This is a genomic window from Streptomyces qinglanensis, assembly GCF_900111245.1.
Taxonomy (GTDB): Bacteria; Actinomycetota; Actinomycetes; order Streptomycetales; family Streptomycetaceae; genus Streptomyces; species Streptomyces qinglanensis.
Window position 1 is genome coordinate 22,680 of record NZ_FOGO01000006.1, and the last position, 24,895, is coordinate 47,574.

Consider the following 24,895-nt stretch of genomic DNA (forward strand, 5'->3'; position numbering starts at 1 on the left):
TCTGATGGCTCATGAGCTACCCGTGCGTTCTTCACACCACGTTCGTGACAGAACTGACTACACACTCCCCTCACACATGCTGCACGCTTGATCCGTGCTTCCGAGGGGAGGGGAACGATGGACAAGCGGTACGAGATATTCTGTCTCGCGGACCCGTATTTCTACGAAACACCCGACCGCTTGTCGGACTCCGCGTCACGCACCGCTACGGACGACGCGGGAAGGCGGTCCGACGAGTCGGCCGCCGACCGTTCCGCGGATCCGGGCGCATTTCCAGTAGCGTGCCGACCCGTCCCCGACGGCTGGCGGCAGACCCGGTCCGGCGACTGGCTGGAGCTGCGCCCGGCGGCGGGAGAATTCCCGCTGCAGGGCTGGAAGATTCACGCCTCTGCGACTCTCGACAACGCGGACGAGATCGGTTCGGCGGTCTGGGACCACTGCGTACCCCGCGGAATTCCTTTCAAATTCGTGCCGCACCGCACCCTTCTGTACCTGCGCAACGCCAAATATGCCGGGCGCGGCACGAGCGGTAAATTCGCCACGATATACCCGGCCGACGAGGCACAGCTCGAGAGCATTCTGCGCGAGTTGGGCGGGAGCCTGGAGGGCCGGCCGGGACCGTACATCCTGACGGATCTGCGCTGGCGCACCGGACCGCTGTACGTACGCTACGGCGGCTTCGCACCGCGCTTCTGCGTCGACGGCCAGGGCAGGCTCGTGCCGGCGGTGGAGGACGCCGACGGCCGGCTCGTCCCGGACCGCAAGGACCCCGCGTTCCGGGTGCCCGACGGGGTGACGCTGCCCGCCTTCCTCCGGCCGCAACTGGCGGCACGCGACGCGGCCACCGTCCGGGACCTGCCCTACCGGATCGAGCGGGCGCTGCACTTCTCCAACGGCGGTGGCGTGTACGGCGGCACCGACACCCGGGACGGGAGCCGGGTCGTGCTCAAGGAGGCCCGGCCGCACGCCGGACTCGCCGCCGACGGCGCCGACGCGGTCGCCCGGCTGGAACGCGAGAAGGCCGCGCTCGACCGGCTCGCCGGACTGCCGGTGGTACCCGCCGTCCGGGACTGGTTCGAGCTGGACGGGCACCGGTTCCTGGTGATGGAGGAGCTCGCGGGGCAGACCCTCAACTCCTTCTTCGCCAGACGCCATCCGCTGCTGAGCTCCGACCCCGACCCGGAGGCACTCGCCCGGCACACCGAGTGGGCGCTGCGCATGCACCGGCTGGTGGAGGAAGCCGTCGCGGCGGTGCACGAGCGGGGCATCGTCTTCAACGACCTGCACATGTTCAACATCATGGTGGCACCCGACGAGCAGTCCGTCGCGCTGCTGGACTTCGAGGCGGCCGCGCTCGCCGAGGACGACCCGCGCCAGATCGTCGCGCACCCCGGGTTCATCGCCCCGGCCGACCGCACCCGCTACGAGATCGACCGCTACGCACTGGCGTGTCTGCGGCTCGCGCTGTTCGTCCCGATGACGACACTGCTGGCGGTCGACCGCGCCAAGGCGGCGCACCTGGCCGAGATCGCCGCCGAGCAGTTCCCCGGCATCCCGCCGGAGTTCCTGGCCGAAGCCGTCGCCACCATCGAAGGCACAGCCCCCGGCACCGCCGCCGCGTCCGGCCGCACCCGCGCCCCGGACGCACCCGCGCCGGAGGACTGGCCGGCGTCCCGCGACGCGATGGTGCGGGCGATCCTCGCCTCGGCCACTCCCGAGCGCGACGACCGGCTCTTCCCCGGCGACGTGGCGCAGTTCAACGACGGCGGAGGACTCGGTCTGGCGCACGGCGCCGCCGGAGTGCTGCACGCGCTCGCCGAGACGGGTGCGGCCCGCTTCCCGGAGGGCGAGGAGTGGCTGCTGCGGCACACCGACCCGCCGCCGCGCGGCACCCCGCTGGGCCTCTACGACGGACTGCCCGGAGTCGCCTGCGTACTGGCCCGCTTCGGCCACACCAAGCGGGCGCTGGAGCTGACCGAGCGGGTGCTGGACGAGAAGTGGCAGCGGCTGGGCAGCTCACTGCACGGCGGCCTCGCCGGTCTCGGCCTCGCGCTGGAGCAGCTCGCGGACGACACCGGTGAGCGGCGGCTGCACTCGGCCGCCGTCGAAGCCGCCCAGGTGCTGGCGCGGCGGCTGGACGAACCCGACGACGGCACCCGGGGAGTCAACCGGGCCGGGCTGCTGCACGGTGCCACCGGATCCGCGCTGCTGTTCCTGCGGCTGTACGAGAGGCACGGCGACCCCGCGCTGCTCGACCTGGCGGACCGCGCACTCGCCCGCGACCTGGCGCACTGCGTCCAGGACAGCGCGGGGACCTGGCAGGTCGACGAGGGCAGCCGGGTGATGCCGTACCTGGGCGCGGGCAGCGTGGGCATCGGCATGGTGCTCGACGACTTCCTCGGCCACCGGCCGGATCACGAGGGGTTCGCGACCGCACGGGAGGGCATCCTGCCCGCGGCACGGATGCGCTACTACGCGCAGCCAGGGCTCTTCCAGGGCCGCGCCGGAATGCTGCTGCACCTCAGCCGGACCACCGCGCCCGGCGTCACCGAGGCCGACCGGAAGGCGCAGCTCACCGGGCTCGGCTGGTACGGGATGACCTACCAGGGGGGCCTCGCCTTCCCCGGCGACCAGATGATGCGGCTGTCGATGGACCTGGCGACCGGCACCGCAGGCTGCCTGCTCGCCACAGGGGCCGCCGTCGGCAGCGGGGCCGGCGGAACTCCGCCGAGCCTGCCGTTCCTGGCACCACCGGCGCACCGCAGCGCCACACCGCCGCCCGGGCCGGCCGCGCGCGACAGCGCGCCGGCGCCCGGCGACCCACAGACCGGCCTCCGGGGCGGGGGCCGTACCGAAGCACAACCGTCCCTGTAACACACAACCCAACACCCCGATAGGGAAGGAAACATCATGGCCCTTCTGGACCTGCAGACCATGGAGCCCGAGGAGCGCACCGGCGGCGGCGACGACAGCAGCGCCAGCCTCCTCCTGTGCGACAAGCTCAGCTCCCACAGCGCGCTCCTGTGCCTGTGACCGGGTGACTCACGCACCCAGTGCTCCCGGGCGGGGTTCTGCCCCCGCCCGGGAGCACTCCCCTGTCTCCGGGCCGTCGGCCGGTCCGGCCCGCCGCGCTCCCGCCGACCGGCTGCTGTTCGCTGCGGGACGGCCGCACCTGTGGCGCACCCTCGCGCTGTTCGCCACGGCGACCGGGGCTGCGCTCGCCGCGCTGGCACTGCCCGCAGCGCTCGGCCGCACCCTCGATCTGCTGCTGGCCGGTGCGGCGGCCGACGGCGCCGAAGCGGGCCGCTGGCTCGCCTGCTGCGCGGCGCTCACCGCCGTATCGGTGGCGTCGGACGCGGCCGACACGGTGCTGACCGGAACGCTCAACTCCCGTACCACGGCTGGGCTGCGCACCCGGCTGGTCGGCCATCTCCTGGCGGTGGGACCGCACCGTTCGGGCCGCTTCAACCACGGGGACCTGGTCACCCGCTGCACCGGAAACGCCGCACACGCGGGCACGGCACCCGGCAGCGTCGCCTCCGCGCTGGCCGCGCTGGTCACCCCGGTGGGTGCGCTCGTGGCGCTCGCGGTGCTCGACCTGCGGCTCGCCGCGGTCTTCCTCGCCGGTACCCCGCTGCTGGTGCTGCTGCTGCGCGCGTTCTCCCGCACCTCGACCGACTGCGTGACCCGCTACCAGGAGACCCAGGCACAGCTCGCCGGGCGGCTCGTGGAGGCACTGACCGGAGCCCGTACGATCGCGGCCGGCGGCCTGCGGGAGCGCGAACAGTCCCGCGTGCTCGAACCGCTGGCCCGGCTGTCCGCGCACGGCCACCGGATGTGGCGCATCCAGGGCCGGGCGACCGCGCAGGCCGCCGTGCTGGTGCCGCTGCTCCAGGTGGCGGTGGTCGCGGTCGGCGGACTGCTGCTGAGCCGGGGAGAGCTGAGCGTGGGCGGTCTGGTGGCCGCCGCGCGGTACGCGGTGCTGGCGGCGGGCGTCGGCACCCTCGTCGGGCAGCTCAACGCGCTGGTGCGCGGCCGTACCGCGGCCCGGCGGCTGGCGGAGGTCCTGGAGGTGCCCGCCATGGCGGCAGGGCAGCGGGCGGTCCCGGAGCACTCCGCGGGCGGCGGACCGGGGCGGCTGGAACTGCGCGGTGTGCGTGCCTCGTACGCGGGCGAGCCGGTGCTGCACGACGTGGACCTGGTGGTGCCCGGCGGCGCCACGGTCGCCGTGGTCGGCCGGTCGGGAGCGGGCAAGTCGCTGCTGGCGGCCGTGGCCGGGCGGCTCGCCGAACCGGACGCCGGTCAGGTGCTGCTGGACGGTACCGACCTGGCCGAACTGGATCCGGCGGCCCTGCGGCAGGCCGTCGGCTTCGCCTTCGAACGCCCGGTGCTCTTCGGCCCGACGGTCGGCGAAGCGCTCGCGGCCGGGATCCCCGCCGGACGCGAGGGGCGCGAGGCCCGGGTCCGCGCGGCGGCCCGCGCGGCCTGTGCCGACGGGTTCGTCCGGACCCTGCCGCACGGCTACGGCACGCCCTGCGCGCAGGCCCCGCTCTCCGGCGGCGAGATCCAGCGGCTGGGCCTGGCCCGCGCGCTCGCCCAGGAGGGCCGGGTGCTCGTCCTGGACGACGCCACCTCCAGCCTGGACACGGTGACCGAGTGGAAGGTCACCCGGGCGCTGGCTGACGCGGGCGGGACGGGCGGGGCACGCACCCGGCTGGTCGTCGCGCACCGCGCCTCGACCGCCGCCCGTGCGGACCTGACCGCCTGGCTGGACGGTGGCCGGATCCGTGCGCTGGCTCCGCACCGGCAGTTGTGGGAACAGCCCGGCTACCGGTCACTCTTCGGCGGCGGGAGCGACGATGACTGAGTCCGGAGCGGCACGCCTCGAGGCCCCGGCGGAGGCGGTCGGCACCGGATCGGCGGACGGCCTGGCGCCGCACCGGCGGGCGGGCGGGCGGCACCGGGCGCCGCGCGGACTCGGGCGGGCCGGGGTGCGCTTCCTGCTGCGGCGGCCGCGGGTGCTGCTGGGTCTGGCGGGCTGGTCGGTACTGGAGGCGGCGCACACCTTCGCGCTGGGATTCGCTCTCGCGCGGGCCCTGGACGACGGCTTCCTGGCGGCCCGGCCGGCCGTGGGTCTGGCGTGGCTGGGCGTCGCCGCCGCCGGACTGCTCGCGGGGGCCTGGGGCACGGCACGGGTCTACCGGCAGGTCGCGGCGCTCGCCGAACCGCTGCGGGACGAACTGGTGCGCCGCGTGGTGGGCCGCGGGCTGTACGAGGCCGTGGCCGCCGCCGGGGCACCGGGGCGGGCCGCGGACGACGCCGCGGGCACCGGTGTCGTCTCCCGGCTGACACATCAAGTGGAGATCGCGCGGGACAGCTTCGCGGGGCTGGTGATGGTCTCGCGTTCGTTCCTCTTCACCCTGATCGGCGCGGTCTCCGGTCTCCTGGCGCTGGCGCCCGTGCTGCTGCTCGTCGTCGTACCGCCCCTGGTGGCGGGGCTCGCGGTGTTCGCCGGGACGCTGCGGCCGCTCGCCCGCCGGCAGCGGGACTTCCTGGTGGCGGACGAGGAACTGGCGCGGGAGGCGGGCACGGCGGTGCGCGCGCTGCGGGATGTGACCGCGTGCGGGGCCCAGGAGCGGGTGCGGCAGTCCGTGGTGGAGAAGGTGGCGACGGAACGGCGGGCGGCCGACGCGCTCGCGTACTGGGGGGTGGCCCGGGCCCTGGCGCTGGGGCTGGGCGGACGGCTGCCCGTGGTGCTGCTGCTGGTGCTCACCCCCTGGCTGCTGCGGCAGGGCGTGAGCGCCGGGGCGCTGGCCGGGGCGCTCACCTACCTCACCCAGGCGCTGCTGCCCGCGCTGCAGAGCCTGGTGCACGGCCTGGGCGGTGCCGGTGCCCGCTTCGCGGTGGTGATCGGCCGGCTGCGGGACGGAGCCCCGGAACCGGTCTCCGACGTGCCCCGCACCCCGGTCCCCGGCCCGCAGGCGGCGGGCGTGCCCGGGGCCCGCGCGGCGGCTGCGTCCGGCGCGGACCGGGCGGCTCCCGCGGTGGAGCTGCGGGGGGTCACCTTCGCCTACGGCCCCGCGGCCGAGCCGGTGCTCGCCGGGCTCGACCTGACGGTCCCCGCGGGCGGGCGGCTGGCGGTCGTCGGCCCCAGCGGGGCGGGCAAGTCCACGCTGGCCCTGCTGGTGGCCGGAGTGCTGCGGCCGTCGAGCGGCGAGATCAGGCTGCACGGCAGACCGGTCCTGCCGCCGCTGCCCGAGGGGGCACCGCAACCGGCCCGCCGACCGTCTCCGGCAGTGGAGCAACGGGTGCTGATCCCGCAGGAGTCGTACGTCTTCACCGGCAGCGTCCGGGAGAACCTGTGCTGCCTGCTGCCGGACGGCGCCGCCGTGCCGGGACCGGCGCTGCTCGGCGCCGCCGAGGCGGTGGGGGCGGACGCGCTCGTGCGGCGGCTGGGCGGGATCGACGGGGCGGTGGACCCGGCGGCGCTCTCGGCGGGCGAGCGGCAGCAGATCGCGCTGGCCCGCTCCTATCTGTCGCCGGCCCCGCTGGTCGTCCTGGACGAGGCGGGCAGCCATCTGGACCCCGCCGCCGAGGAGGTGGCCGAGCGCGCCTTCATCCGGCGCGGCGGGGCGCTGATGGTGATCGCGCACCGGATCAGCTCGGCCCTCCGCGCCGACCGGGTACTGGTGCTGGACGGCGGACGCACCTGTTGCGGGACCCACGCCGAGCTGCTGGAGCGCTCCGAGCTCTACCGCGACCTGGCGGCGGGCTGGGCCCCGCCCTCGCGGGTGTGACGGCACGGCACCCTTCGGGAGGCGGCACCGGCATGCGGCGCGGGGAAGGACGGGGCTCCCCGCGCGCCGACGCCCGCTCAGAGCCAGCCGGCTCCCTGGGAGATGCGGATGGCGTCCACCCGGTTGCGGGCACCCGTCTTCCGCGTGATGGCGGACATGTAGTTGCGCACGGTGCCGGTGGAGAGTCCCAGATGCCGGGCGATCTCGCCGACGGAGGCGCCTTCGGCCGCTGCCGAGAGCACGGTCAGCTCCCGTTCGCTCAGCGGGACTTCCGAGGCGCGTAAGAAGGTGCCGGCGAGCGCGTTGTCGACGAAGCGCTCGCCGGCGGCGACTCTTCGTATGCCGGTCACCAGTTGCTCGGGGAGCGCGTCCTTGCACACGAATCCGCGCGCTCCCACGTCCAGCGCCCGGCGCAGGGCGCCCGGGCAGTGCTGGCTCACCAGTACCAGCAGCCGCTGGGCCGCGTCGGCGGTCCGTGCGGCTCCGGTCCGGGAGAACCCCGCCAGCTCGTCCAGCGGCGAGCGCTTGGTCACATCGGCGTCCACGACGCAGACGTCGGCGGTCAGCGTCCGTACCAGCCGCATCGCGTCCTTGGCGGGTGCGGCCTCGATGGCCATGTCGGGCTCCCGTCCGACCAGAGCGGCCAACGCGCAGCGGAGTATGCGGACATCGTGCACCAGCAGTACCCGGATCACTCTTGGTCCCCCCTAGATGCCTGATCGCCTCACGGATGACAGGCGCAACTCAATACATACAAGCTCATAGGAGCGAAGAGGCGCATAGTTTTGGCCACACATTGAGACCAAACGTGTGCGATGTGTTATGGGGGGCGCGTTAGGGGGCGCATTCAGCGTGCGGACGCAACCGTATGCCTCCTCCCCCGCTCCGTCTCCTGCCGCGTGCCCGCCCCGGGCGCCGTCTCCCCGCCCTGCGCAGGATCCCGGCGCGGGATCTCCGCTCCCCCGCTTCACATCTCGTCCTCGTCCACCGTCCGCAGCGCGCGCTCCTCGGGAGACAGCCCCTCGCTCTCCCCCGCCTCCCGGCCGTAGACGTCCTGCCGGCGGGGCGGCGCCGTCTCCAGGTCGGCGCGGAGCGCCCCCGCGAGAGCGTCGGGCAGCCCGGAGACCACCTTCCGTTCGGACTCTTCGGGCTCCTCCTCCGCGAGCCGCTCGTCCAGCGACTCGCCCGCACGCATCTCCGCCGGGGTGGGAGCGGCGCGCGTGACGGCGGTCGGGGTGTCACCGGGTACCGCCTCCTGCTGCGGGTCGCTGGACCGCTGCTGCATCGGTGCGCCGTCCTGCAGGTCGGGGATGCCCTCGTCCTCGGGCTCGGCGCCCGGGTCGGCGGGTTCCGCGTGCTCCTGCTCGGCCTCGGCCTGCGGCGTCAGGAACGAGGTGTCGAACCCGCCGCTGTCGTCCCCGGCGACGCGCGGCGGGGGATCGGACTCCACGGGCGGTTGCCAGTGGCCGCGCTCCAGACGCTCGCCCGGCTCCCGGCCCGCCACGGGCCCGGGCCGCAACTCGGCGGCGTCCTCGATGGTGACGCCCTCCTCCGCGGGGATGTCCCTGCCGTCTCCCGTCATGGCGGCCTCCTCTCGTGGGGACCCACAGCGGGTACCCCCGGGACACCGCGGCTACGCGGCGGCCGTGCCCTGGACGGAGTGCGGCCGGTCAGCGGCGGGGCCGCTCCCGGACGACCTCCCCGGGGTCCTTGTCCTCGCGCAGGCCAAGGAAGCGGGGATGCCGCAGCATTCCGTCGCGCGTCCACTCCGTGAAGCCGATCTGCGCCACCAGGCGCGGCTCCACCCAGTGCACGCCCCGCTCGCGGACCGGATCGGCGAACGGGGAGCGATCCGCCGCCAGCCGGTCCAGCGCGCGGCGCAGGGACAGCAGGGTGCCGCGGTCGTAGCCGGTGCCGGCCTTGCCCGCGTAGCGCAGCGCGCCGCCCTCGTAGTGGCCCAGCAGCAGCGCCCCGAAGCCCTCGCGGGTCCCGGCGGGCTCGGTGAAGCCGCCGACGACGAGTTCCTGGCCGCTGGTGCACTTGAGCTTGAGCCAGTCGGGCGAGCGGCGCGGCAGGTACCGCCCGTCGGCGCGCTTGGCGATCAGCCCCTCCCAGCCACGCGCGCACGCCTCCTCCAGGAGCCGCCCGCCGCCCTCGTTGCGGTGGGTGGTGAAACGCAGCGGGCCGCCGAACTCCAGGGCCCGGCGCAGCAGCGACTTGCGGGTGCGCAGCGGGAGCCGGGTCAGATCCCTGCCGTCGAGCCGCAGCAGATCGAACACGTAGTAGGTGACAGCCACGCTGCCGGCCCTGGCCCGCCGGGCGGTACTCAGCTGCATCCGCTGCTGGAGCCGGGCGAAGTCGGTGCGGCCGTGCACGAGGGCGACGATCTCGCCGTCGACGGTGAAGTCCGGGCAGGGCTGGGCGGCGAGCGCGTCGGCGATCTCCGGCCAGGTCTCCGTCATGCGCCGCCCCGTCCGGGAGAGCAGCCGCTCGCGGCCGTGCTCCCGGACCGCGAGCATCCGCACCCCGTCGAGCTTGCGTTCGAAGATCCAGCGGTCGGCGGGGAAGTCGCGGCGGTCGCTCAGCTCCGCGAGCATGGGCCGCTCGGCGAGCTCCGCGCCCGGGGGCGCCGGGCGCAGCAGCGCGCGCTGTTCCTCGGGGAGCGTCTCGAGCAGACCGCTCACGACCGGCCGCCCTCCCGGGTCCATTCCTCGGTCGACTGCTGGGCTACCTGCTTGAGGGTGCGGTCGCTGCGGGCCGAGCGGACGCGCCACGGATCGGGCGTACCGCGCACGGAGGCGTGCCGGTCGTTCTTCTTGACCAGCAGCCACGCCTCGCGCTCGCCGTCCTCCCCGCTGCGGAAGCGGGAGAGGGCCCAGTCGCCGCGCAGCTTGCCGCCGTGCGTGCGGAAGGAGATGTGCCCCTTCTCCAGCGCCGCACCGAAGTCGCGGGAGAGCGGCTCGTAGGTGCCCTCGTCCCAGACGATGACCGGTCCGGCGCCGTACTCTCCCGCCGGGATGACGCCCTCGAAGGTGCGGTACTCCAGCGGATGGTCCTCGGTGGGCATGGCCAGCCGCTTGTCGTGCGGGTCCGTGGAGGGGCCCTTGGGCACCGACCAGGACTTCAGTACGCCGTCCCACTCCAGCCGGAAGTCGAAGTGCAGCCGTGTCGCATCGTGGATCTGCACCACGTAGCGCGGCTCGCCGCCACCCTCCGATGGCGCGCCCGCGGGCTCCGCCGTCCGGTCGAAGCGCCGCTTGCCGCGGTAGGTGCGCAGCACGTCGTCGTCGCCGCTCATGCCTGGTCCTCGAATCCGTGCCGGTGCCCGCGTGCTCCGGCTCCGCCGCGCGGCGCGCCGGGCACGCCCTGGGTTCCACTGTGGCGCGGGGCGTGCGGGACCGCAGCCGGAGCCGGTCAGCGCGGTGCGGGACCGAGCTGGGTCGCCCACGGGACGAGGGGCAGGGTGAGCGGGGGTGGATGGACGCCGCCGGGGCCGATGACGTGATTGCCCACCCGGCCGCCGAGGTGGACGAGGCGCCCGTCGTCCTCCCGGAAGTGCACGGCGCCGTCCCCGCGCTGCACGGCCGCCACGGCCTCGGCCAGGAAGCCCAGCTCGCCCATGTCCAGGTCGGACCACTCGTACTCGCTCCACATGTACTGGTCCACCCAGAGCGTGGCCACGTCGTCGAAGTAGACGGCGATCATGGTGGAGGCGTTGCCCGGGCCGATCAGTACGCAGAACTCGTCGGTCACCAGGGGGGCGAGCGGATAGCCGGGCACGGCCCGCGCGGCGTCCTCGAAGATCCGCACGACGGGGTGCGCGGACCGCGGCGCGGCCTCGCGCACGCTGCCGGGCCCCTGCCGTACGCGGACGTGCGCGCGGGTGGCCGTGCCGGGGGCCGCCGTGGCCCCGCTCCCACCCAGCTCGCCGCTCAGTTGTTCGCTCACCGTCGCGTTTCCCCTCGTCGTCCGGTACCGGTGCGGCTCGTGACGCCTCGTCGGCCGCCTCTGCCGAATGACCACCATATGCACCTTTTATCCACTGAGCAGTCCGGAGACCCGGTTGGCGGCGCCACGGCTGAGCCGAACGAGCGGCGTACCCAATTCCACGGCGGGTCAGTTGACTTCACAGGAGGCGCGGGCACCGTTCCGGCCCGCCTCCGCCACCGGACACGAGGAGGGCCGCATGACGCCGACACCCCGTACGCCTGCCACCACCAGCGCACCCGCGTCCACCCCGGCCCTCGGGGCACCCGCCACCGCGACGGCGCCGCTCCCCCAGGACGAGCTCGCCGCCTACCTCGCCGCACACCCGGCCCCGGCCGCCGCCGTGGACGCGGTGATCCGCGACGAGCGCGGCGACCTCCTGGTGGTCGACCCGGTCTACAAGGCGGACTGGGATCTGCCCGGCGGCATGGTCGACGACGAGGGCCTGGTCGACGGCCTGGTACGGGAACTCCGGGAGGAACTGCAGCCCCCCGCGCTGCGCGTCGGCCGGCTGCTCGCCGTCGACAACGTGCCCGCCGCGGTCTACGGCAGGGCGCTCACCGCCTGCGTGTACGCCGTCCACCTGCCGCACCCGGTGAGCGCGCACGACCTGCGGCTGCAGCGCGACGAGTTGCGGGCCGCCGCCTTCCTTCCCCCGAACGAGGCACTGGCGAGGCTGCCCGAACGGTTGCGGCGCCGCACGGCCACCGCCCTCGCCGCCGAGCACGGCGCCCACACGGCACACCTGCTGGACGGTCACCCGGCCCCCCTGGACGAAGGGGACCGCCGCGCCCTGCTGCCCGGACCGGCGGTGGCTGCCGCGGCCCTGGTCGCGGACGCGGCGGGCCGGATTCTCGTGCTCGACGCCGAGGAGGCCGGAGACGCCTGGGACGGGGGTGCACCCTGCCGACTTCCCGGAGCCCTGGTCACCGCGACGGAGACCCCGGCCGCAAGCGCGGCGCGGGCCCTGAACACCCATCTGGGCGATGCCGCGGGACTCACGGTGGGGCGGCTCCTGGCCGTCGACAGCACCCTGTGCCCCTCGGGAGGCCGCACGCTGCTGGCCCACCTGTTCGAAGCCCACACGCTCGTCCCGCTGCGCCGCACCGTCGGTCACTGGCTCGCCCCTGACGACGCCGCCCGGTTCCTCCCCCCGCATGAGACCCGCCTGCTGAGCAGCGCTCCCGGCCGGAACCGCGGAGCGCAGGACCGCAGCCAGGGGCCGCCACCGCAGCGATGAGCACGCCGAGGACCCGCCGCGCAAGCCGCCGGACCGCCCGGCGCGCGGTCCGGCGCGCGGGACCCGGGACCGGGCCGGGCCGAGCCCGCCGCGGCGCTCCTCCGCGACCGGACCGGACACGGCAGTGCGGTGGCCGCGCTCGACAGGCTCGGAACCCGGTAATAGGCGGACGGGGGCCGGGCAGGATGGGTCGGTGACCTCATTGACCCGAGCGATGTCGTTCAACACGGCGCCCGACCGCTACGCCGCTTTCCGGCCGTTCTACCCGCCCGCGCTGTTCGAGCTGGTCGAGGAGCTCTCGGGGATATCCCTGCCGGGGGCGCGGATCGCCGATGTGGGGGCGGGCACGGGCATCTCCACCGCGCAGCTCGTGGAGCGCGGCGCCGACGTCGTCGCGGTGGAGCCCGGCGAGGGCATGGCCGCGTGGCTCCGCAAGAGCCTGCCGGACGTGCCGCTGGTGCGCGGGGATGCCGATGCGCTGCCTCTCGCGGACGGGTGCCGCGACCTGGTCACCTACGCGCAGGCGTGGCACTGGGCGGAGCCCTGCCGGGCGGTCCCCGAGGCCATGCGCGTGCTGCGGCCGGGCGGTTCGCTCGTCGTCTGGTGGAACCTCACCGCCCACGACGTGCCCTGGATCGGTGCGCAGGCGGAGCGCATCACCCGCCATACCGGCGTCTCCTCCCCGCCCCTGAACCAGGTCGGCGACCGCGGGGCACTCCGCAGGGCCGGCCTCGACGGGCTCCGGCTGTCCCACCGGCACACCCGGTGGAGCCGGACTGTCCCGCTCGACGTCCATCTGGGCAATCTGGCCACCCACTCGGGTTTCCTGGTCATGCCCGAGCAGGCGACCCGGGACTTCCTGGACGCGGAACGGAGCCGGCTGCGCGCGCTCTTCCCGGACGAGCGGGTGGAGGAGGTCTACGTGGTGGACCTGCTGGTGGCGCCCCGCGACTGACCCGGCGGCACGGCGCCCGGAGGTACCCGCCGGCGGCGCTCCGTCCGGAAACCCGGCCGCCCCGGACGATGTCCGGTCCGACACGGGCGATGTCCGGCTCGGCGGACGCGCCCGTCCCTCCGCGGGAGGTGTCCGGAAGCTTCGCGCTGCCGGGACCCGACGCGGGGAAACCGCCTCTCGGCAGGGAATTCTCCGTCGCCTCCCTGGAGCGGCGCACTGTTGTACCAGTAGGGTGCGCGCCCATCGCCGCCGAGAGCGCGGCGTGTTGAGCCGCGACGTTGTGGAGGTAGCGGATGAGCGCGGGCTCGATCTTCTTGTGGGAGCTGCTGGGGACCGCAGTACTGGTCATGCTGGGCACCGGGGTTGTCGCCAACCACGCGCTGCGGAGAACGAACGGGAACGGCGGGGGCATCCTGTTCATCAACATAGGCTGGGGGTTCGCGGTCTTCACCGGCGCCAGCATCGCGGCGCCCAGTGGTGCGCATCTCAACCCCGCCGTCACACTCGCCCTCGCCGTCGCCGACAAGACCGACTGGTCGGACGTCCCCGTGTACATGCTGGCGCAGCTGCTCGGCGGTGTCATCGGTGCGGTGCTGTGCTGGGCCACCTACAAGCTGCAGTTCGACCACCACGACGATCCGGCGGGCACTCTCGGCGTGTTCTCCACGGCGCCGACCATCCGCAACAGCTTCTGGAACGTCGTCACCGAGGTCCTGGGCACCTTCGTCCTGATCGCCTTCATCCTCTTCTCCCCGACCTTCAAGCCCGGCCCCGGTGAGGGTGGCATACCCGACTTCGGCAACTCCGCCCTGGGATATGCCGGTGTCGCCTTCGTCGTGCTGGTGATCGGCACCTCGCTCGGCGGGCCGACCGGCTACGCCATCAACCCGGCCCGCGACCTGGGGCCGCGGCTCGCCTACGCGTTCGTGCTGCCCATAAAGGGCAAGGGCAAGGCCGACTGGGCCTACTCCTGGGTCCCCGTCGTCGGCCCGCTGCTCGGTGCCGTCCTGGCAGCCCTCCTGTACCTGGCCTACCCGGCGTAGCCCGACTCCGCGCCACCGCCCGGGCGTCCGCCGGGTGGGAGCCTCGGCCCGGACCGTACCGGGAGCGGCCCCGCTGATGCGCGCGCCACGCCTGGTGTGGCACTCCTCCGGGTGGCACCCGGGCGATGCGGCCCGGCAGGGAGCGGTGCGGGCGCTTTGATCGGTCCGGGTGGCGGGGCGCAAGCCCGCCGTCCGGACCTGTCCGCCCGTGTGAAAGGCACCCCGTGCTCGGAGTACACAGCGCCCCCGAGCCCGCCCGGATTCCCGCGGCGCCCGGCGCCGGCTCGCGCCGGCAGGGGCGAGCACTGCCCTGCTGCTCGTTCCCGGCCTGTCGGCAGCCGCCCCGGCACCCGCGTCCGGCCCCGGCCGGACGACACCCGTCCAACTCCTCGCCGTCAACGACCTGCACGGCAACCTCGACGCCGTGCCGGGCCCCGCGGGAGCCGTCCACCGCCGCGGTCCGGACGGCGAACCGGAGCGCGTGCAGGCCGGGGGCGTCCCGCGGCTCGCCACGCTGCTGGACCGGGCGCGTACCGACGCCGGGGACGCCGACTCGCTGACCGTGGCCGCCGGGGACATGATCGGCGGCAGTCCGCTGCTCTCGGCGGCCTTCCACGACGAGCCGACCGTCGAGGCCCTGGAGACGCTGGGCCTGGACGTCAGTTCCGTCGGCAATCACGAGTTCGACGAGGGGCCGGAGGAACTGCAGCGGATGGTCGTCGGTCGACGACTTCCTCTCGCAGGGCGGCAACGGCGTCAGCGTGCTCAAGGACGGCACGGAGCGCACGTCCGTCACCCGTGACCTGGCCGCGTTCACGGACTACCTCAAGAAGCACTCGACACCCGAGGAACCGATCCGGCCGCCCAAGGCGGACCGCATCACCTGGCGCTAGCGCTCCGCGCGGCCGAACCCCGACCGGGACAACGGCGCGGACAACGGTTCGGACAGCGGCGCGCAGCCGCCGCAGCCGGGCGGAGGCCGAAGGTGCGCCCTTTCGCTCCGCCCGGCTGCGGGGTGTGCTGGAGGCGTGCCGGAACCCGCGGCACGCACGGGCGCGCGCCGCACCCGGCGTGCGCGCATCCAGGAGGGAGTTCCCATGGAGACCACAGCCGAAGCCGGGCACGCCGGGCGCACCGGCTGGTACATCGACGAGCGCTGCACCGACTGCGACGTCGCCCGCCAGCTCGCACCCGCGCTCGTCCGCGCCGGAGAGGGCCGCTCCGAGATCGTCCGGCAGCCGGAGAACCCGGCCGAGACCGCGGAGCTGCGCGCCGCGGCGCTGGCCTGCCACACCCGGTCGATCCGCCCGCCGGGCGGCCGGCTCGACCCGGCGGCACCCGACCCGTTCCCGCTGCCGCTGGACGAGAACGTACTGCTGTGCGGACACAACTCGCCGCGTACCGCGGGCGCCAACTCCTATCTGCTGCCGCGCCCCTCGGGGAACTGGATGATGGTCGACACCCCACGCTTCAGCGAGCCGCTCGCCCGCCGCTGGACGGCAGAGCGCCACATCACCGACGTGCTGCTCACCCACCGGGACCACGCGGCGCACGGCCGGCGCTGGGCCGACCGGCTCGACGCCCGGCTGTGGATCCACGAGGGAGACCTGGACGCGGCCCCGGACGCCGACCGGGTGCTGCGCGGCCGGGCGCCCACCGAGATCGGCGAGGGTGTCGTGGCCGTACCGCTGCCGGGCCACACCCGCGGCAGCGTCCTGTACCTGGCCGACGAGGACTACTGCTTCAGCGGGGACAGCTTCTACTGGGCGCGGACCCTGGAGGACCTGGAGGTCGCGCAGAGCGTCACCTGGTACTCCATCGAGGAACTCGCCGCCTCGCTGGCCTCGGTGGCGGGCGAGCTGCGCTTCACGTGGCTGCTGCCCGGACACGGCGGGCGCAAGCGGCTGCCCCCGGAGGAGATGGGGCTGCGCCTGCGGCGGTTGGCGGAGCGCGCGGCCACGCTGCGGCCCCGGCCCGTCGACTTCACCGCCGTACGGTGGTAGCGCCCGGGCCGCTGTCCGGGCGCCCCGCTACGGTGGTGGCGCCCGCCGCGCCTGCTGCGGCACCCCTGTCCCGCGAGGAGCCGCGCCGTGAGAGCCGCACGCCTGGTCACCGATGTCCTCCAGCCCCGCAACGCGCTGCTGGTGGGACTGACCGGACTGGGGACAGCCGCCGCGGGGAACTGGACGGGCGCGCCCTGGGGGCTGTTCGCCGCACTGTGTGCGGGCCTCGTCCCGGCCTCCTACATCGAGTGGGAGCGCAGGCGGGGCACCTGGGGCGACCGGCACGTGGTGGACCGTACCCAGCGGCTGCCGATCTTCGTGGTGATCCTCGGCTCGGTGGGACTGGGCGCGCTGGTGATGGTGCTGGGACGTGCCCCCCGCGACATCCTGGTGGCGATGGTGGCACTGTGGGCGATGACGGTGTGCCTGCTGGCCGTGAACACCGTCTGGAAGATCAGCGTGGACTCGGCGGTGGCCGCGTCGGTGGTGGCGATGGCGGCCGTGGTGCACTCCCCCTGGTGGCTGCTGGCCTGCCCGCTGGTGGTGGCGGTGTGCTGGTCCCGGATCGCGCTGGAGTACCACACGGTGGCGCAGACGGCCGCGGGCGCCGCATGCGGCGCGGTCACCGCGGGCGCCTGGCTCATCTGAGACGGGCGGACGCCGGGCGCGGAGCCGCAGGACAGCGCCGGTACCGGGCGGCGCGGACGTGGGCCGAAGGGGTCACCTGTTGCAGCCGTGCGCCGGGGTACTCGGCGCACGGGACGGCGGGATGGTTCCGTTTCCCCCGTCCCGGACCGATTCGGAACGATCCGCTTCGAGGTGCGTCATGGCTCCCGCCCCCGTCCCGCCGTCCCTCTCCCGAGCGGAGCTGCGGGCGGTCTTCGCGCAGCAGACCGGCGCGGGCACGGCCGGTCGCGGACTGGTCGGGATCGAGGTGGAGGCCGCCGCGCTGGATCCCGCCAGCGGCCGCGCGGTGCCGTACGCCGGGCCGGGTGGGGTGCGTGCCCTGCTGGAGGAGCTGGCCGCCGGCCGGCCCGGAGCGGTGCCCCAGTACGACCGCACGGCGCTGGTCGGGGTGCGGCTGCCGGAAGGCGGCTCGGTGTCGCTGGAGCACGGGGGCGCGGTCGAGTACTCCTCCCCGCCGTGCTCCTGTGTCGCCGAACTCGCCGGGGTGACGGACCGGGCCCTGCGCGGACTGGCCGCTGCGGCCGGACGGTTCGGCTTCGCGCTGGTGCCCGGGGCGCAGTATCCGTTCACCGCACCCGGCGAGGTCCCCTGGGTGCCGCACTCGCGGACCCCGGCGATGCGGGGCCACTTCGAGGGGCTGGGTCCGCCGGGTTCCGCCGGGGTGCAGGTGATGTCGCTGGCCCTCTCGACGCAGGTGTCACTCGACTACGGCGGGCCGGGGGACCTCGCGGAGAAGCTGCGGGTGCTCTCGGCCGCCTCCACTCCGGCGGCGGCCCTGTTCGTCAACGCGCCGCTGGAGGCGGGCCGGCCGTGCGGGTGGCTGTCGCGGCGGATGGACTACCTCAGCCGGACCGATCCGGCCCGCACCGGGGTCGTCCCGACGCTGCTGCGCGAGGACGTGGACGTGGAGGCGTTCATCGACTGGGCACTGGGCCTTCCGATGATCCACCGTTCGGCGCCGGACGGCGGCCGGTGCGCGGCTCCGCCGGAAGCGTTCGGCACGCTGCTGCGGAAGGGCTTCGGGGACGGCAGCCGGCCGGGACCCGAGGACTGGCGGGCCCACCTGTCGCAGATCTTCTCGGACGTACGGCTGCGCGAGACGCTGGAGTTGCGCGCGGTGGACGGCCCGCCCTTCGGAGCACTCTGCGCGGCGCCCGCGTTCTGGACCGGGCTGTGCTACCACCCGCCGTCCCGGGCTGCGGCCTGGGAACTGCTGCGCGGGATCGGTGCGGCGGAGCACCGCGCGGCGGTCCGCGACATCGCCCGCCGCGGGCCGGCCGCCCGACTGGCGGGCCGTCCGGTGCGGGAGGTGGCGGGCGAGTTGCTGCGGCTGAGCGAGACCGGTCTGCGGGCACGGATCGCCGCGGGCGCCGAACGCCCGGAAGCCCTGGAGTTCCTGGCTCCGCTCCAGGAGGTCGCCGCCACCGGGGTCACGTTCGCGCAGCGCACTCTCGACCGGCTGCGCGAGGATCCGGCCACGTTCCCGGCACGCCACATCGCGCGGCACCGCATCCCCGGGTGAGCTCCGCCCGGCCCGCACGGGAGGGGCCGTCCCGGAGCGCGGAGGCGGCGGGGACTCCGCCCCGCACGGCGGTGCCGTGGACGCCGGAGCCGCGGACGCCGGGGCCGGTCCGGGCCCGGGCAGAGCCCGCGGACGGGACCGGCCCGGGACGGGACACCGGCCGCTACACCACGCCCTGGTCGCGCATCGCCTCGGCCACCCGGAGGAACCCCGCGGCGTTGGCGCCCAGCACATAGTCGTCGGGGGTGCCGAACTCCTCCGCAGCGGTGACGCAGTCGGCGTGGATCCCCCGCATCACCACGGCGAGCCGTGCCTCGGCCTCCGAGAACGTCCAGGACTCGCGGGCGGCGTTCTGCCGCATCTCCAGCGCGGAGGTGGCCACGCCGCCCGCGTTGGCAGCCTTGCCCGGACCGTAGCGGACGCCCGCCTCGCGCAGCACCGCCACCGCGTCGGGGGTGCAGGGCATGTTGGCGCCCTCGGCCACCACCTTGACCCCGTTCTTGACGAGGCCGAGAGCGTGCTCCTCGCGGAGTTCGTTCTGCGTGGCGCACGGCAGGGCGACATCGCAGGGCACGTCGTAGACCGAGCCGCGGCTGCTGAACCGGGCCCCGGCGCGCGCCTCGGCGTAGGTGTCCAGCCGGCCGCGGCGCTCCAGCTTGATCTCCTTGAGCAGGTCGAGGTCCAGTCCCGCCTCGTCCACCACGTACCCGGAGGAGTCGGAGCAGGCCACGACCTGCGCGCCGAGGGCCTGGGCCTTCTCGACGGCGAAGAGGGAGACGTTGCCGGAGCCGGAGAGGACGACCCGGAGCCCGTCCAGCTCCTCGCCGCGGGTGCCGAGCATCTCCTGGACGAAGTGGACAGTGCCGTATCCGGTGGCCTCGGTGCGGGCGTGGGAGCCGCCCCAGCCGATGCCCTTGCCGGTGAGCACTCCGGCCTCGTAGCGGTTGGCCAACCGCTTGTACTGGCCGAACAGGTAGCCGATTTCGCGGGCGCCGACGTTGATGTCGCCCGCGGGCACGTCGGTGTGCTCCCCGAGGTGGCGGTGCAGCTCCGTCATGAAGGACTGGCAGAAGCGCATGACCTCCGCGTCGCTGCGGCCCTTGGGGTCGAAGTCGGCGCCGCCCTTGCCCGCGCCGATGCCCAGTCCGGTCAGCGCGTTCTTGAAGATCTGCTCGAAGGCGAGGAACTTCACGGTGCCCAGCGAGAGCTGCGGCACGAAGCGCAGTCCGCCCTTGTAGGGGCCCAGCGCGCTGCTGAACTGGACCCGGTAGCCGCGGTTGACGTGCACCTCGCCCGCGTCGTCCGTCCACGGCACCCGGAAGATGACCTGCCGCTCGGGCTCGACCAGCCGCTCCACCAGGTTCGCGTCCGCGTACTGGGGGCACTTGCGCAGCACCGGCTCCAGGCTGTGCAGCACCTCCCGCACGGCCTGGTGGAACTCGGGCTCTCCGGGGTTCCGGCGCAGAACCTCGGCGTACACCGCTTCGACACGGCTGCTGGCATCCACGGACATCATCCTCGTCGCTCGCACGGCCGCCCGGCCCTCCGGGGCAGGCTGGTCACGAGGGTACGTTCGGCCGCCACGAGTCAGGCTCGTGAGTGGCGAGAAACACTCTCGCGGGCGGCCGGACGATCCGGGCTGACCCGGGTACGCCCGGGAGCGGGCCGCCGCGCGGCCGGCTCACCCCCGGTCGAACTCGCGTACGTGCGGCGCCAATCGCGCGCGGGCGGCCCGGCCCGGCGCGAGCCGGCGGCGGGCGTCCGGTGGCCGCCCAGGTCACGGACGAGTGGGGGATCCGGCGGCGCGCGCCCGCGGACCGTCCTCCCGGCGGGCGGGGAGACGGCCGTACCGGAAGCGGCGGCGGACGCGTCCGGCGCTGCCCGTTCCGGCGGTACCGCAGCGGCGCCAGGACACGTACCCGGACCGTCCCGGTGCGCCGGACGCAGGTCGGACCGTCGCGGAGGGCGGGCGTCCGCTCCGGGCTGCGCGAGGGCCCGTAGCCGCACTCCGCCGGCGCGGGGACACGGACCGCGGAGCGGCACCCTTGTGCGCGGGTCCGCGCGGGCCCCGCGCGGGGCGGAGACGGCGGGCCCGGCAGCGCGCGGACCCGGCCTACCGCGCAGCGGGCGTCCGCGTGCCCCCGTCCGCGCCCGCCGTCGGCCACCACGGGCCGCCACCGGCCGCCCCCCCCCACCGGCCACCGAACGTGGCCGGCCGGGCACCGGGAGGGTGCCCGGCGGCTCCGCTTGGTGCGACCCGCCGGAAAGGTGTTCCCTGGAATGGGGGTGTCCTGAATACACCTGTTCGAGGCGAGGAGCGGCAGATGTCCAAACGCCGACCGGACCAGCAGGGCGGCGAGCCCGATCAGATCCGCGGACCCGAGGAGCGCCGGACGCACGGCGGAATGCCGGAGAAGCCGGACGACGAGGCGCTGGCCCGGCGTACGGAGCGGGAACGGGTCGAGACCGGGGTCGAGGACTACGACCCCGAGGACGTGCCTCCGGCGACGGAGCCCTGACGATCCCGCCGCCCGGCCCCGCCGGGCCACCGCTGGGAGGTGGCCATGCCTATCGCCACGGTGAACCCCGCTGACGGCACGACCGTCAAGACGTTCGATCCGCTCTCCGCCGACGAGGTGGAGCAGCGCCTCGCGGACGCGGAAGCCGCCTTCCGCGGCTACCGCACCACCACGTTCGAGGAGCGGGCCCGGCTGTTGAACGCCGCCGCGGACCTGCTGGAGCGGGAGGCGGACGGTGTCGCCCGCGTCATGACGACGGAGATGGGCAAGCCGCTGGCCGCCGCCCGCGCCGAGGCCGCCAAGTGCGTCAAGGCGATGCGCTGGTACGCCCGGAACGCCGAGGAGCTGCTGGCTCCCGAGTACCCGGCCCCCGAGGACGTGGCCGACTCCGGCGCGGAGCGGGCCGAGGTGCGCTACCGGCCGCTGGGGCCGGTGCTGGCCGTGATGCCGTGGAACTTCCCCCTCTGGCAGGTCGTCAGGTTCGCGGCGCCCGCGCTGATGGCGGGCAACGTCGGGCTGCTCAAGCATGCCTCGAACGTGCCGCAGACCGCGCTCTACCTGGGCGACCTCTTCCACCGGGCGGGCTTCGCGCCCGGCTGCTTCCAGACGTTGCTGGTGTCCTCGGGCGCCGTCGAGGCGGTGCTGCGCGACCCGCGGGTGGTCGCGGCGACGCTGACGGGCAGCGAGGGCGCGGGGCGTGCGGTCGCCTCGGTGGCGGGCGACGAGATCAAGAAGACCGTTCTCGAACTCGGCGGCAGCGACCCCTTCGTCGTGATGCCGTCGGCCGACGTCGAGGCCGCCGCGCGCACCGCGGTGACCGCGCGGGTGCAGAACAACGGGCAGTCGTGCATCGCCGCCAAGCGCTTCCTCGTCCACACTGACGTGTTCGACGCGTTCGCGGAGCGGTTCACGGCGGGCATGCTGGGCCTGACCGTGGGCGATCCCATGGAGCCGGGCACGGATGTCGGCCCGCTCTCCGGCGCCCAGGGCCGCGAGGACCTGGAGGAGCTGGTCACCGACGCGCTGGCCCAGGGAGCGCAGGCGCTGTGCGGGGGCCGTCGGCCGCAGGGGCTGGAGCGGGGCTTCTACTACGAGCCGACCGTGCTCACCGGCGTCACCGCACAGATGCGCATCCACCGCGAGGAGGCGTTCGGCCCGGTGGCCACGCTCTATCGGGTGGCGGATGCGGAGGAGGCGGTGACGCTCGCCAACGACACACCGTTCGGGCTCAGTTCGAATGTGTGGACGCGGGACGAGTGCGAGGCGGACCGCTTCGTCCAGGACCTGGAGGCGGGCGGGGTCTTCTTCAACGGGATGACCGCCTCGCATCCGGCACTGCCCTTCGGCGGGGTGAAGCGCTCCGGCTACGGCCGGGAGCTGGCCGGGCACGGCATCCGCGAGTTCTGCAACGCGACGACCGTCTGGCGCGGTGCCTGACCCGGAGCGCGCGTCCGGCCAGGCACCGGGGCACCCTCAGTTCCGCGTCACCGCGCGGTTGACGCCGGTCACGAACGTCGTGGCCAGCACCCAGCCCGCGACGATCAGCAGGTAGGCCAGCCACTGGTATCCGCCCTCGGGCGCGTAGGACTTCTCCTGCCCGAAGTCGACGACGGGCAGCAGCAGGTCGAGTGCGTAGGCGAGGGGGTTGAACGCGGGCGACTCGTCCGCCTTGAGCGGACGCGGCGGATGCAGCCCGTAGGTGAGCGCGCCCACCAGCAACAGGCCGACCAGCCACCCGGCCGCCCGCATGGGTCGGAAGCCGTAGCCGACGGTCGCGTCCTGCAGATGGCCCCACAGCCGGCCGTAGAGCGGTCGGGTGGCCCGGTGGCGGCGCTCCTTGGCGAGCCGCACGGTGCGCGCCGCCGCGTCGTCCCCGATGTGCCGGTAGGCGGTGGCCAACTGCTCATAGGCGAAGGGCACATAGCCGTCCGCCTCGCGGGCGAGCACCCGGAGCCGGTCGGCCGCCGGGAGGACGGGGGTGAGCGCGGTGTAGGTCAGCCCGTCCAACTGCACCTCCGCGGGCCACACCTCGGGACGTATGTGGAGCAGCTCGAACCGCGCGCGGCGCAGGTTGACGGTGCCCTGGACGGGCGGCGCGTCGCGGAGCCAGAACTCGGCCGCCGTGCAGCTGCTGGCCCGCAGCGCGACCCCGCCCGGGTTGGAGAGCCGGGCGTAGGCGAGATTGAGCTGCCCCGGCACGGTCGCCCCGCGCAGATTGACCCGGCCCTCGGCGTGCAGCCGCATGGCGTGCAGATCGGTACCGACCGTGAGGGTCTCGGCATGGAGCGCGGTGTTGCCGCCGCCGGGGTACAGCAGCCGGGCGCCGTCGAGCCGGACGAGTCCGGCCACCGTCAGCCCGTCCAGGCGGGTCCGGCCGTGCACCGTCAGCCGCGTGGCCTGCAAGTCCTCGCCGATGGTGGCGTGGTCCAGCTTGAGGCTGCCGCCCTCGCGCTCGGCCGCCGCCGCTTCGGGCTCCCCGGCGGTGGCCCGGGTGCCCAGCTCCGCGCGGTCCAGGAAGAGGGCTCCCCCGACCCGCGCTCCGGACAGGCCCACCGACCCCGGAACTCTGCAGTCGTTGAGCCGCAGCGCACCGGCCACCCGCAGCGTCGCCGCCCACAGCCCCGGCATCCGGCAGCCGCTCAGGGAGAGCTGCCGGAACTCGGCGCCGTAGAGCACCGGCGTCTCCTCGAACACACACTCCCGCAGCGACACCGGGGCCCTGACCGCCCCGGAGTGCAGATTGAACTCGCCGGTGATCCGGGCACCGCGCAGCCGCAGTGCGGGGATCTCCCCGTCCTCGGCGGGTGAGGTCAGCAGCAGGGCCCGCAGTACCCGGGCCCGTACCGACCGCTCGGCGGCCGCGAAGAGATCCACGGTCCGCCCCCGGGGAAACGCCTCCCACACCCGCCGCTCCGGCCCCGTCAGTTCGTCGATCTCCACGCAGGGGACTCTTCCCGCACACCGGGAGTCCGTCAACCGCGTTCCGGCGCCACGGAGTCCGGCCGTCACCGCGACCGCGGTACCCGCCGCAGCAACCCGCATTACTCCGCGCGTAATCGACCGGGTGCCCGGCGCCGGGGCACAGTCATGACATCGCCCCGCCGGAGCACACCGGCGGCGGCACACAACGAGGGGACGATGGACCATGAACACCTACGAAGCTGCTGTGGAGCGCTACTTCGCCGCCTGGAACGCACCGGACGCGGCGAGCCTGGCCAAGGCCGTGGCCGCGGCGTGGACCGAGGAGGGCAGCTACACCGACCCGCTGGCGCAGGCCACCGGCCACCAGGAGCTGACCGCGACGATCCGGGCCGCGCAGGAGCAGTTCCCCGGCTGCGCGTTCCGGCTGACCGGCGCGGTCGACGGCCACCATGACATCGCCCGGTTCTCCTGGGAGCTGGTCGTCACGGCCGACGGCTTGGCTCCCGCGGCGGGCTCCGATGTGCTCACGCTGGCCGACGACGGCCGGATCGCCTCGGTCAAGGGCTTCCTGGACCGGGTGCCCGGCGCCTGACCGCCCCCGGCGGCGGGCTACCGTGCCCGGATGGACACGGGGACGCCGGACTCCGGCGAGGGCTGGCCCGTCGCGGCCGGTACGACGGCGCTGAGCGTTCTGCTGCCGGAAGTGGATCCACTGGTACGCGGCTGGCGGGCCCGCTACGACACCGCCGCGCGGTACGGGGGAACAGCACATCTGACGGTGCTGTTCCCCTTTCTGCACCGCGACCGGATACGCGGCCCCCAGCGGGCGGCACTGACGGCGCTGTACGCCCGGCACCGGCCCTTCACGGTCGCCTTCGGCCGCTGCGGGTCCTTCCCCGGCGTGCTGCACCTGGTGCCCGAACCGGCTGCCCCGCTGCGCGCGCTGACCGCGGCGGCGGCTGCCCGCTGGCCCTCGCATCCGCCCTACGGCGGTGTTCTGGGCGCGGTGGAGCCGCATCTGACGGTCGCCAACAGCGGCGGCCCCGGGGTGCACCGGCGGATCGCGGCGCACCTGACCGCCCGGCTTCCGGTGACCGCGCGGGTGAGCCGCGTCGAGCTGGTCGTCCACGAGGAGGGCCGCTGGCGTCCCTGGCTCGGCTTCCCGCTGGGCGGCTGAGCCGCCCCGGCACGGCCCCCGGTGCGCCCCCCCGGTGCGGCCC

Annotated in this window: 22 protein-coding genes; 15 read left to right on the forward strand and 7 right to left on the reverse strand. The window is 74.7% G+C overall.

Translation table 11 applies throughout. The annotated features are described in order from the left end of the window. Positions 1-117: 117 nt before the first annotated feature. Genes lanKC through BMX65_RS14475 form a run of 4 tightly spaced genes read left to right on the forward strand, consistent with a single transcriptional unit; the run spans position 118 to position 6,797 of the window. Entirely contained in the window at positions 118-2,874 is a 2,757-nt protein-coding gene (gene lanKC, locus BMX65_RS14465; protein WP_075000683.1) for a class III lanthionine synthetase LanKC, read from the forward strand. 36 nt (positions 2,875-2,910) lie between these two features. Further along, the gene (locus tag BMX65_RS32100) at positions 2,911-3,033 is read left to right on the forward strand and encodes a SapB/AmfS family lanthipeptide (RefSeq protein ID WP_019359195.1); all 123 of its coding nucleotides are present in this window, start codon (positions 2,911-2,913) and stop codon (positions 3,031-3,033) included. Between the two features lie 4 nt (positions 3,034-3,037). Then, positions 3,038-4,867: an ABC transporter ATP-binding protein gene (locus tag BMX65_RS14470; RefSeq protein ID WP_075000684.1), complete on the forward strand. Its 1,830-nt coding sequence runs from the start codon at positions 3,038-3,040 to the stop codon at positions 4,865-4,867. Next, positions 4,860-6,797, forward strand: coding sequence for an ATP-binding cassette domain-containing protein (locus BMX65_RS14475; protein WP_075000685.1), 1,938 nt, complete (start codon positions 4,860-4,862; stop codon positions 6,795-6,797). The genes BMX65_RS14470 and BMX65_RS14475 overlap by 8 nt, the downstream gene beginning before the upstream one ends. A gap of 77 nt (positions 6,798-6,874) precedes the next feature. Here BMX65_RS14475 and BMX65_RS14480 read toward each other — a convergent pair whose 3' ends face one another. From BMX65_RS14480 to BMX65_RS14500, 5 genes are all read right to left on the reverse strand, one after another. Then, positions 6,875-7,492 carry a response regulator transcription factor gene (locus BMX65_RS14480; protein WP_075000686.1) on the reverse strand — a complete coding sequence of 206 codons (618 nt, stop codon included), beginning with the start codon at positions 7,490-7,492 and terminating at the stop codon, positions 6,875-6,877. 272 nt (positions 7,493-7,764) lie between these two features. Then, complete coding sequence (locus tag BMX65_RS14485; protein WP_075000687.1) at positions 7,765-8,379, reverse strand: DUF5709 domain-containing protein; 615 nt, start codon at positions 8,377-8,379, stop codon at positions 7,765-7,767. An 88-nt stretch (positions 8,380-8,467) separates the two neighbouring features. Continuing rightward, entirely contained in the window at positions 8,468-9,481 is a 1,014-nt protein-coding gene (ligD, locus tag BMX65_RS14490; protein ID WP_075000922.1) for a non-homologous end-joining DNA ligase, read from the reverse strand. Next, positions 9,478-10,095, reverse strand: a complete 618-nt coding sequence (locus BMX65_RS14495) for a DNA polymerase ligase N-terminal domain-containing protein (protein WP_075000688.1) — start codon at positions 10,093-10,095, stop codon at positions 9,478-9,480. Before BMX65_RS14495 ends, ligD begins: the two co-directional genes overlap by 4 nt. A gap of 116 nt (positions 10,096-10,211) precedes the next feature. Beyond that, on the reverse strand, positions 10,212-10,745 hold the full coding sequence (locus tag BMX65_RS14500) for a hypothetical protein (protein WP_075000689.1): 534 nt from the start codon (positions 10,743-10,745) through the stop codon (positions 10,212-10,214). A gap of 238 nt (positions 10,746-10,983) precedes the next feature. On the opposite strand from BMX65_RS14500, the gene BMX65_RS14505 reads away from it, so the two are divergent. The 7 genes from BMX65_RS14505 to BMX65_RS14535 all read left to right on the forward strand — a co-directional run bounded on the left by BMX65_RS14505 (position 10,984) and on the right by BMX65_RS14535 (position 18,234). Further along, a complete protein-coding gene (locus BMX65_RS14505; RefSeq protein ID WP_075000690.1) occupies positions 10,984-12,024 on the forward strand; it encodes an NUDIX domain-containing protein in 1,041 nt (346 codons plus the stop codon). Positions 12,025-12,217: 193 nt separating this feature from the next. Next, positions 12,218-12,979: a class I SAM-dependent methyltransferase gene (locus tag BMX65_RS14510; RefSeq protein ID WP_075000691.1), complete on the forward strand. Its 762-nt coding sequence runs from the start codon at positions 12,218-12,220 to the stop codon at positions 12,977-12,979. Positions 12,980-13,272: 293 nt separating this feature from the next. After that, positions 13,273-14,022 (forward strand): MIP/aquaporin family protein, encoded by a 750-nt coding sequence (locus BMX65_RS14515; RefSeq protein ID WP_075000692.1) that lies wholly within the window; start codon positions 13,273-13,275, stop codon positions 14,020-14,022. A gap of 424 nt (positions 14,023-14,446) precedes the next feature. Continuing rightward, the gene (locus BMX65_RS14520) at positions 14,447-14,824 is read left to right on the forward strand and encodes a metallophosphoesterase family protein (RefSeq protein ID WP_075000693.1); all 378 of its coding nucleotides are present in this window, start codon (positions 14,447-14,449) and stop codon (positions 14,822-14,824) included. 295 nt (positions 14,825-15,119) lie between these two features. Then, complete coding sequence (locus BMX65_RS14525) at positions 15,120-16,025, forward strand: 4Fe-4S domain-containing protein (protein WP_075000694.1); 906 nt, start codon at positions 15,120-15,122, stop codon at positions 16,023-16,025. An 87-nt stretch (positions 16,026-16,112) separates the two neighbouring features. Next, positions 16,113-16,673, forward strand: coding sequence for a phosphatase PAP2 family protein (locus tag BMX65_RS14530; protein WP_075000695.1), 561 nt, complete (start codon positions 16,113-16,115; stop codon positions 16,671-16,673). 178 nt (positions 16,674-16,851) lie between these two features. Further along, complete coding sequence (locus BMX65_RS14535; RefSeq protein WP_075000696.1) at positions 16,852-18,234, forward strand: glutamate-cysteine ligase family protein; 1,383 nt, start codon at positions 16,852-16,854, stop codon at positions 18,232-18,234. Positions 18,235-18,397: 163 nt separating this feature from the next. Here BMX65_RS14535 and gdhA read toward each other — a convergent pair whose 3' ends face one another. Then, a complete protein-coding gene (gene gdhA, locus BMX65_RS14540; protein ID WP_079171894.1) occupies positions 18,398-19,750 on the reverse strand; it encodes an NADP-specific glutamate dehydrogenase in 1,353 nt (450 codons plus the stop codon). Positions 19,751-20,558: 808 nt separating this feature from the next. On the opposite strand from gdhA, the gene BMX65_RS14545 reads away from it, so the two are divergent. Both BMX65_RS14545 and BMX65_RS14550 read left to right on the forward strand, forming a co-directional pair. After that, entirely contained in the window at positions 20,559-20,753 is a 195-nt protein-coding gene (locus BMX65_RS14545; RefSeq protein WP_075000697.1) for a hypothetical protein, read from the forward strand. A 45-nt stretch (positions 20,754-20,798) separates the two neighbouring features. Beyond that, complete coding sequence (locus tag BMX65_RS14550; RefSeq protein ID WP_075000698.1) at positions 20,799-22,190, forward strand: NADP-dependent succinic semialdehyde dehydrogenase; 1,392 nt, start codon at positions 20,799-20,801, stop codon at positions 22,188-22,190. A 36-nt stretch (positions 22,191-22,226) separates the two neighbouring features. On the opposite strand, the gene BMX65_RS14555 is transcribed toward BMX65_RS14550, so the two are convergent. Further along, positions 22,227-23,693, reverse strand: coding sequence for a membrane-associated oxidoreductase (locus BMX65_RS14555; protein WP_075000699.1), 1,467 nt, complete (start codon positions 23,691-23,693; stop codon positions 22,227-22,229). Between the two features lie 205 nt (positions 23,694-23,898). Between BMX65_RS14555 and BMX65_RS14560 the strand changes: the two genes are divergently transcribed. Together BMX65_RS14560 and BMX65_RS14565 are read left to right on the forward strand one after the other, a co-directional pair. Then, positions 23,899-24,267: a nuclear transport factor 2 family protein gene (locus tag BMX65_RS14560; protein WP_075000700.1), complete on the forward strand. Its 369-nt coding sequence runs from the start codon at positions 23,899-23,901 to the stop codon at positions 24,265-24,267. Between the two features lie 30 nt (positions 24,268-24,297). Beyond that, entirely contained in the window at positions 24,298-24,852 is a 555-nt protein-coding gene (locus BMX65_RS14565; RefSeq protein WP_075000701.1) for a 2'-5' RNA ligase family protein, read from the forward strand. Positions 24,853-24,895 lie beyond the last annotated feature (43 nt).

Coding starts and splice junctions, on each gene's coding strand:
- lanKC (WP_075000683.1), top strand. CDS start 118: ATGGACAAGCGGTACGAGATATTCTGTCTCGCGGACCCGTATTTCTAC.
- BMX65_RS32100 (WP_019359195.1), top strand. CDS start 2,911: ATGGCCCTTCTGGACCTGCAGACCATGGAGCCCGAGGAGCGCACCGGC.
- BMX65_RS14475 (WP_075000685.1), top strand. CDS start 4,860: ATGACTGAGTCCGGAGCGGCACGCCTCGAGGCCCCGGCGGAGGCGGTC.
- BMX65_RS14485 (WP_075000687.1), bottom strand. CDS start 8,379: ATGACGGGAGACGGCAGGGACATCCCCGCGGAGGAGGGCGTCACCATC.
- BMX65_RS14495 (WP_075000688.1), bottom strand. CDS start 10,095: ATGAGCGGCGACGACGACGTGCTGCGCACCTACCGCGGCAAGCGGCGC.
- BMX65_RS14505 (WP_075000690.1), top strand. CDS start 10,984: ATGACGCCGACACCCCGTACGCCTGCCACCACCAGCGCACCCGCGTCC.
- BMX65_RS14515 (WP_075000692.1), top strand. CDS start 13,273: ATGAGCGCGGGCTCGATCTTCTTGTGGGAGCTGCTGGGGACCGCAGTA.
- BMX65_RS14525 (WP_075000694.1), top strand. CDS start 15,120: ATGGAGACCACAGCCGAAGCCGGGCACGCCGGGCGCACCGGCTGGTAC.
- BMX65_RS14535 (WP_075000696.1), top strand. CDS start 16,852: ATGGCTCCCGCCCCCGTCCCGCCGTCCCTCTCCCGAGCGGAGCTGCGG.
- gdhA (WP_079171894.1), bottom strand. CDS start 19,750: ATGATGTCCGTGGATGCCAGCAGCCGTGTCGAAGCGGTGTACGCCGAG.
- BMX65_RS14545 (WP_075000697.1), top strand. CDS start 20,559: ATGTCCAAACGCCGACCGGACCAGCAGGGCGGCGAGCCCGATCAGATC.
- BMX65_RS14550 (WP_075000698.1), top strand. CDS start 20,799: ATGCCTATCGCCACGGTGAACCCCGCTGACGGCACGACCGTCAAGACG.
- BMX65_RS14560 (WP_075000700.1), top strand. CDS start 23,899: ATGAACACCTACGAAGCTGCTGTGGAGCGCTACTTCGCCGCCTGGAAC.
- BMX65_RS14565 (WP_075000701.1), top strand. CDS start 24,298: ATGGACACGGGGACGCCGGACTCCGGCGAGGGCTGGCCCGTCGCGGCC.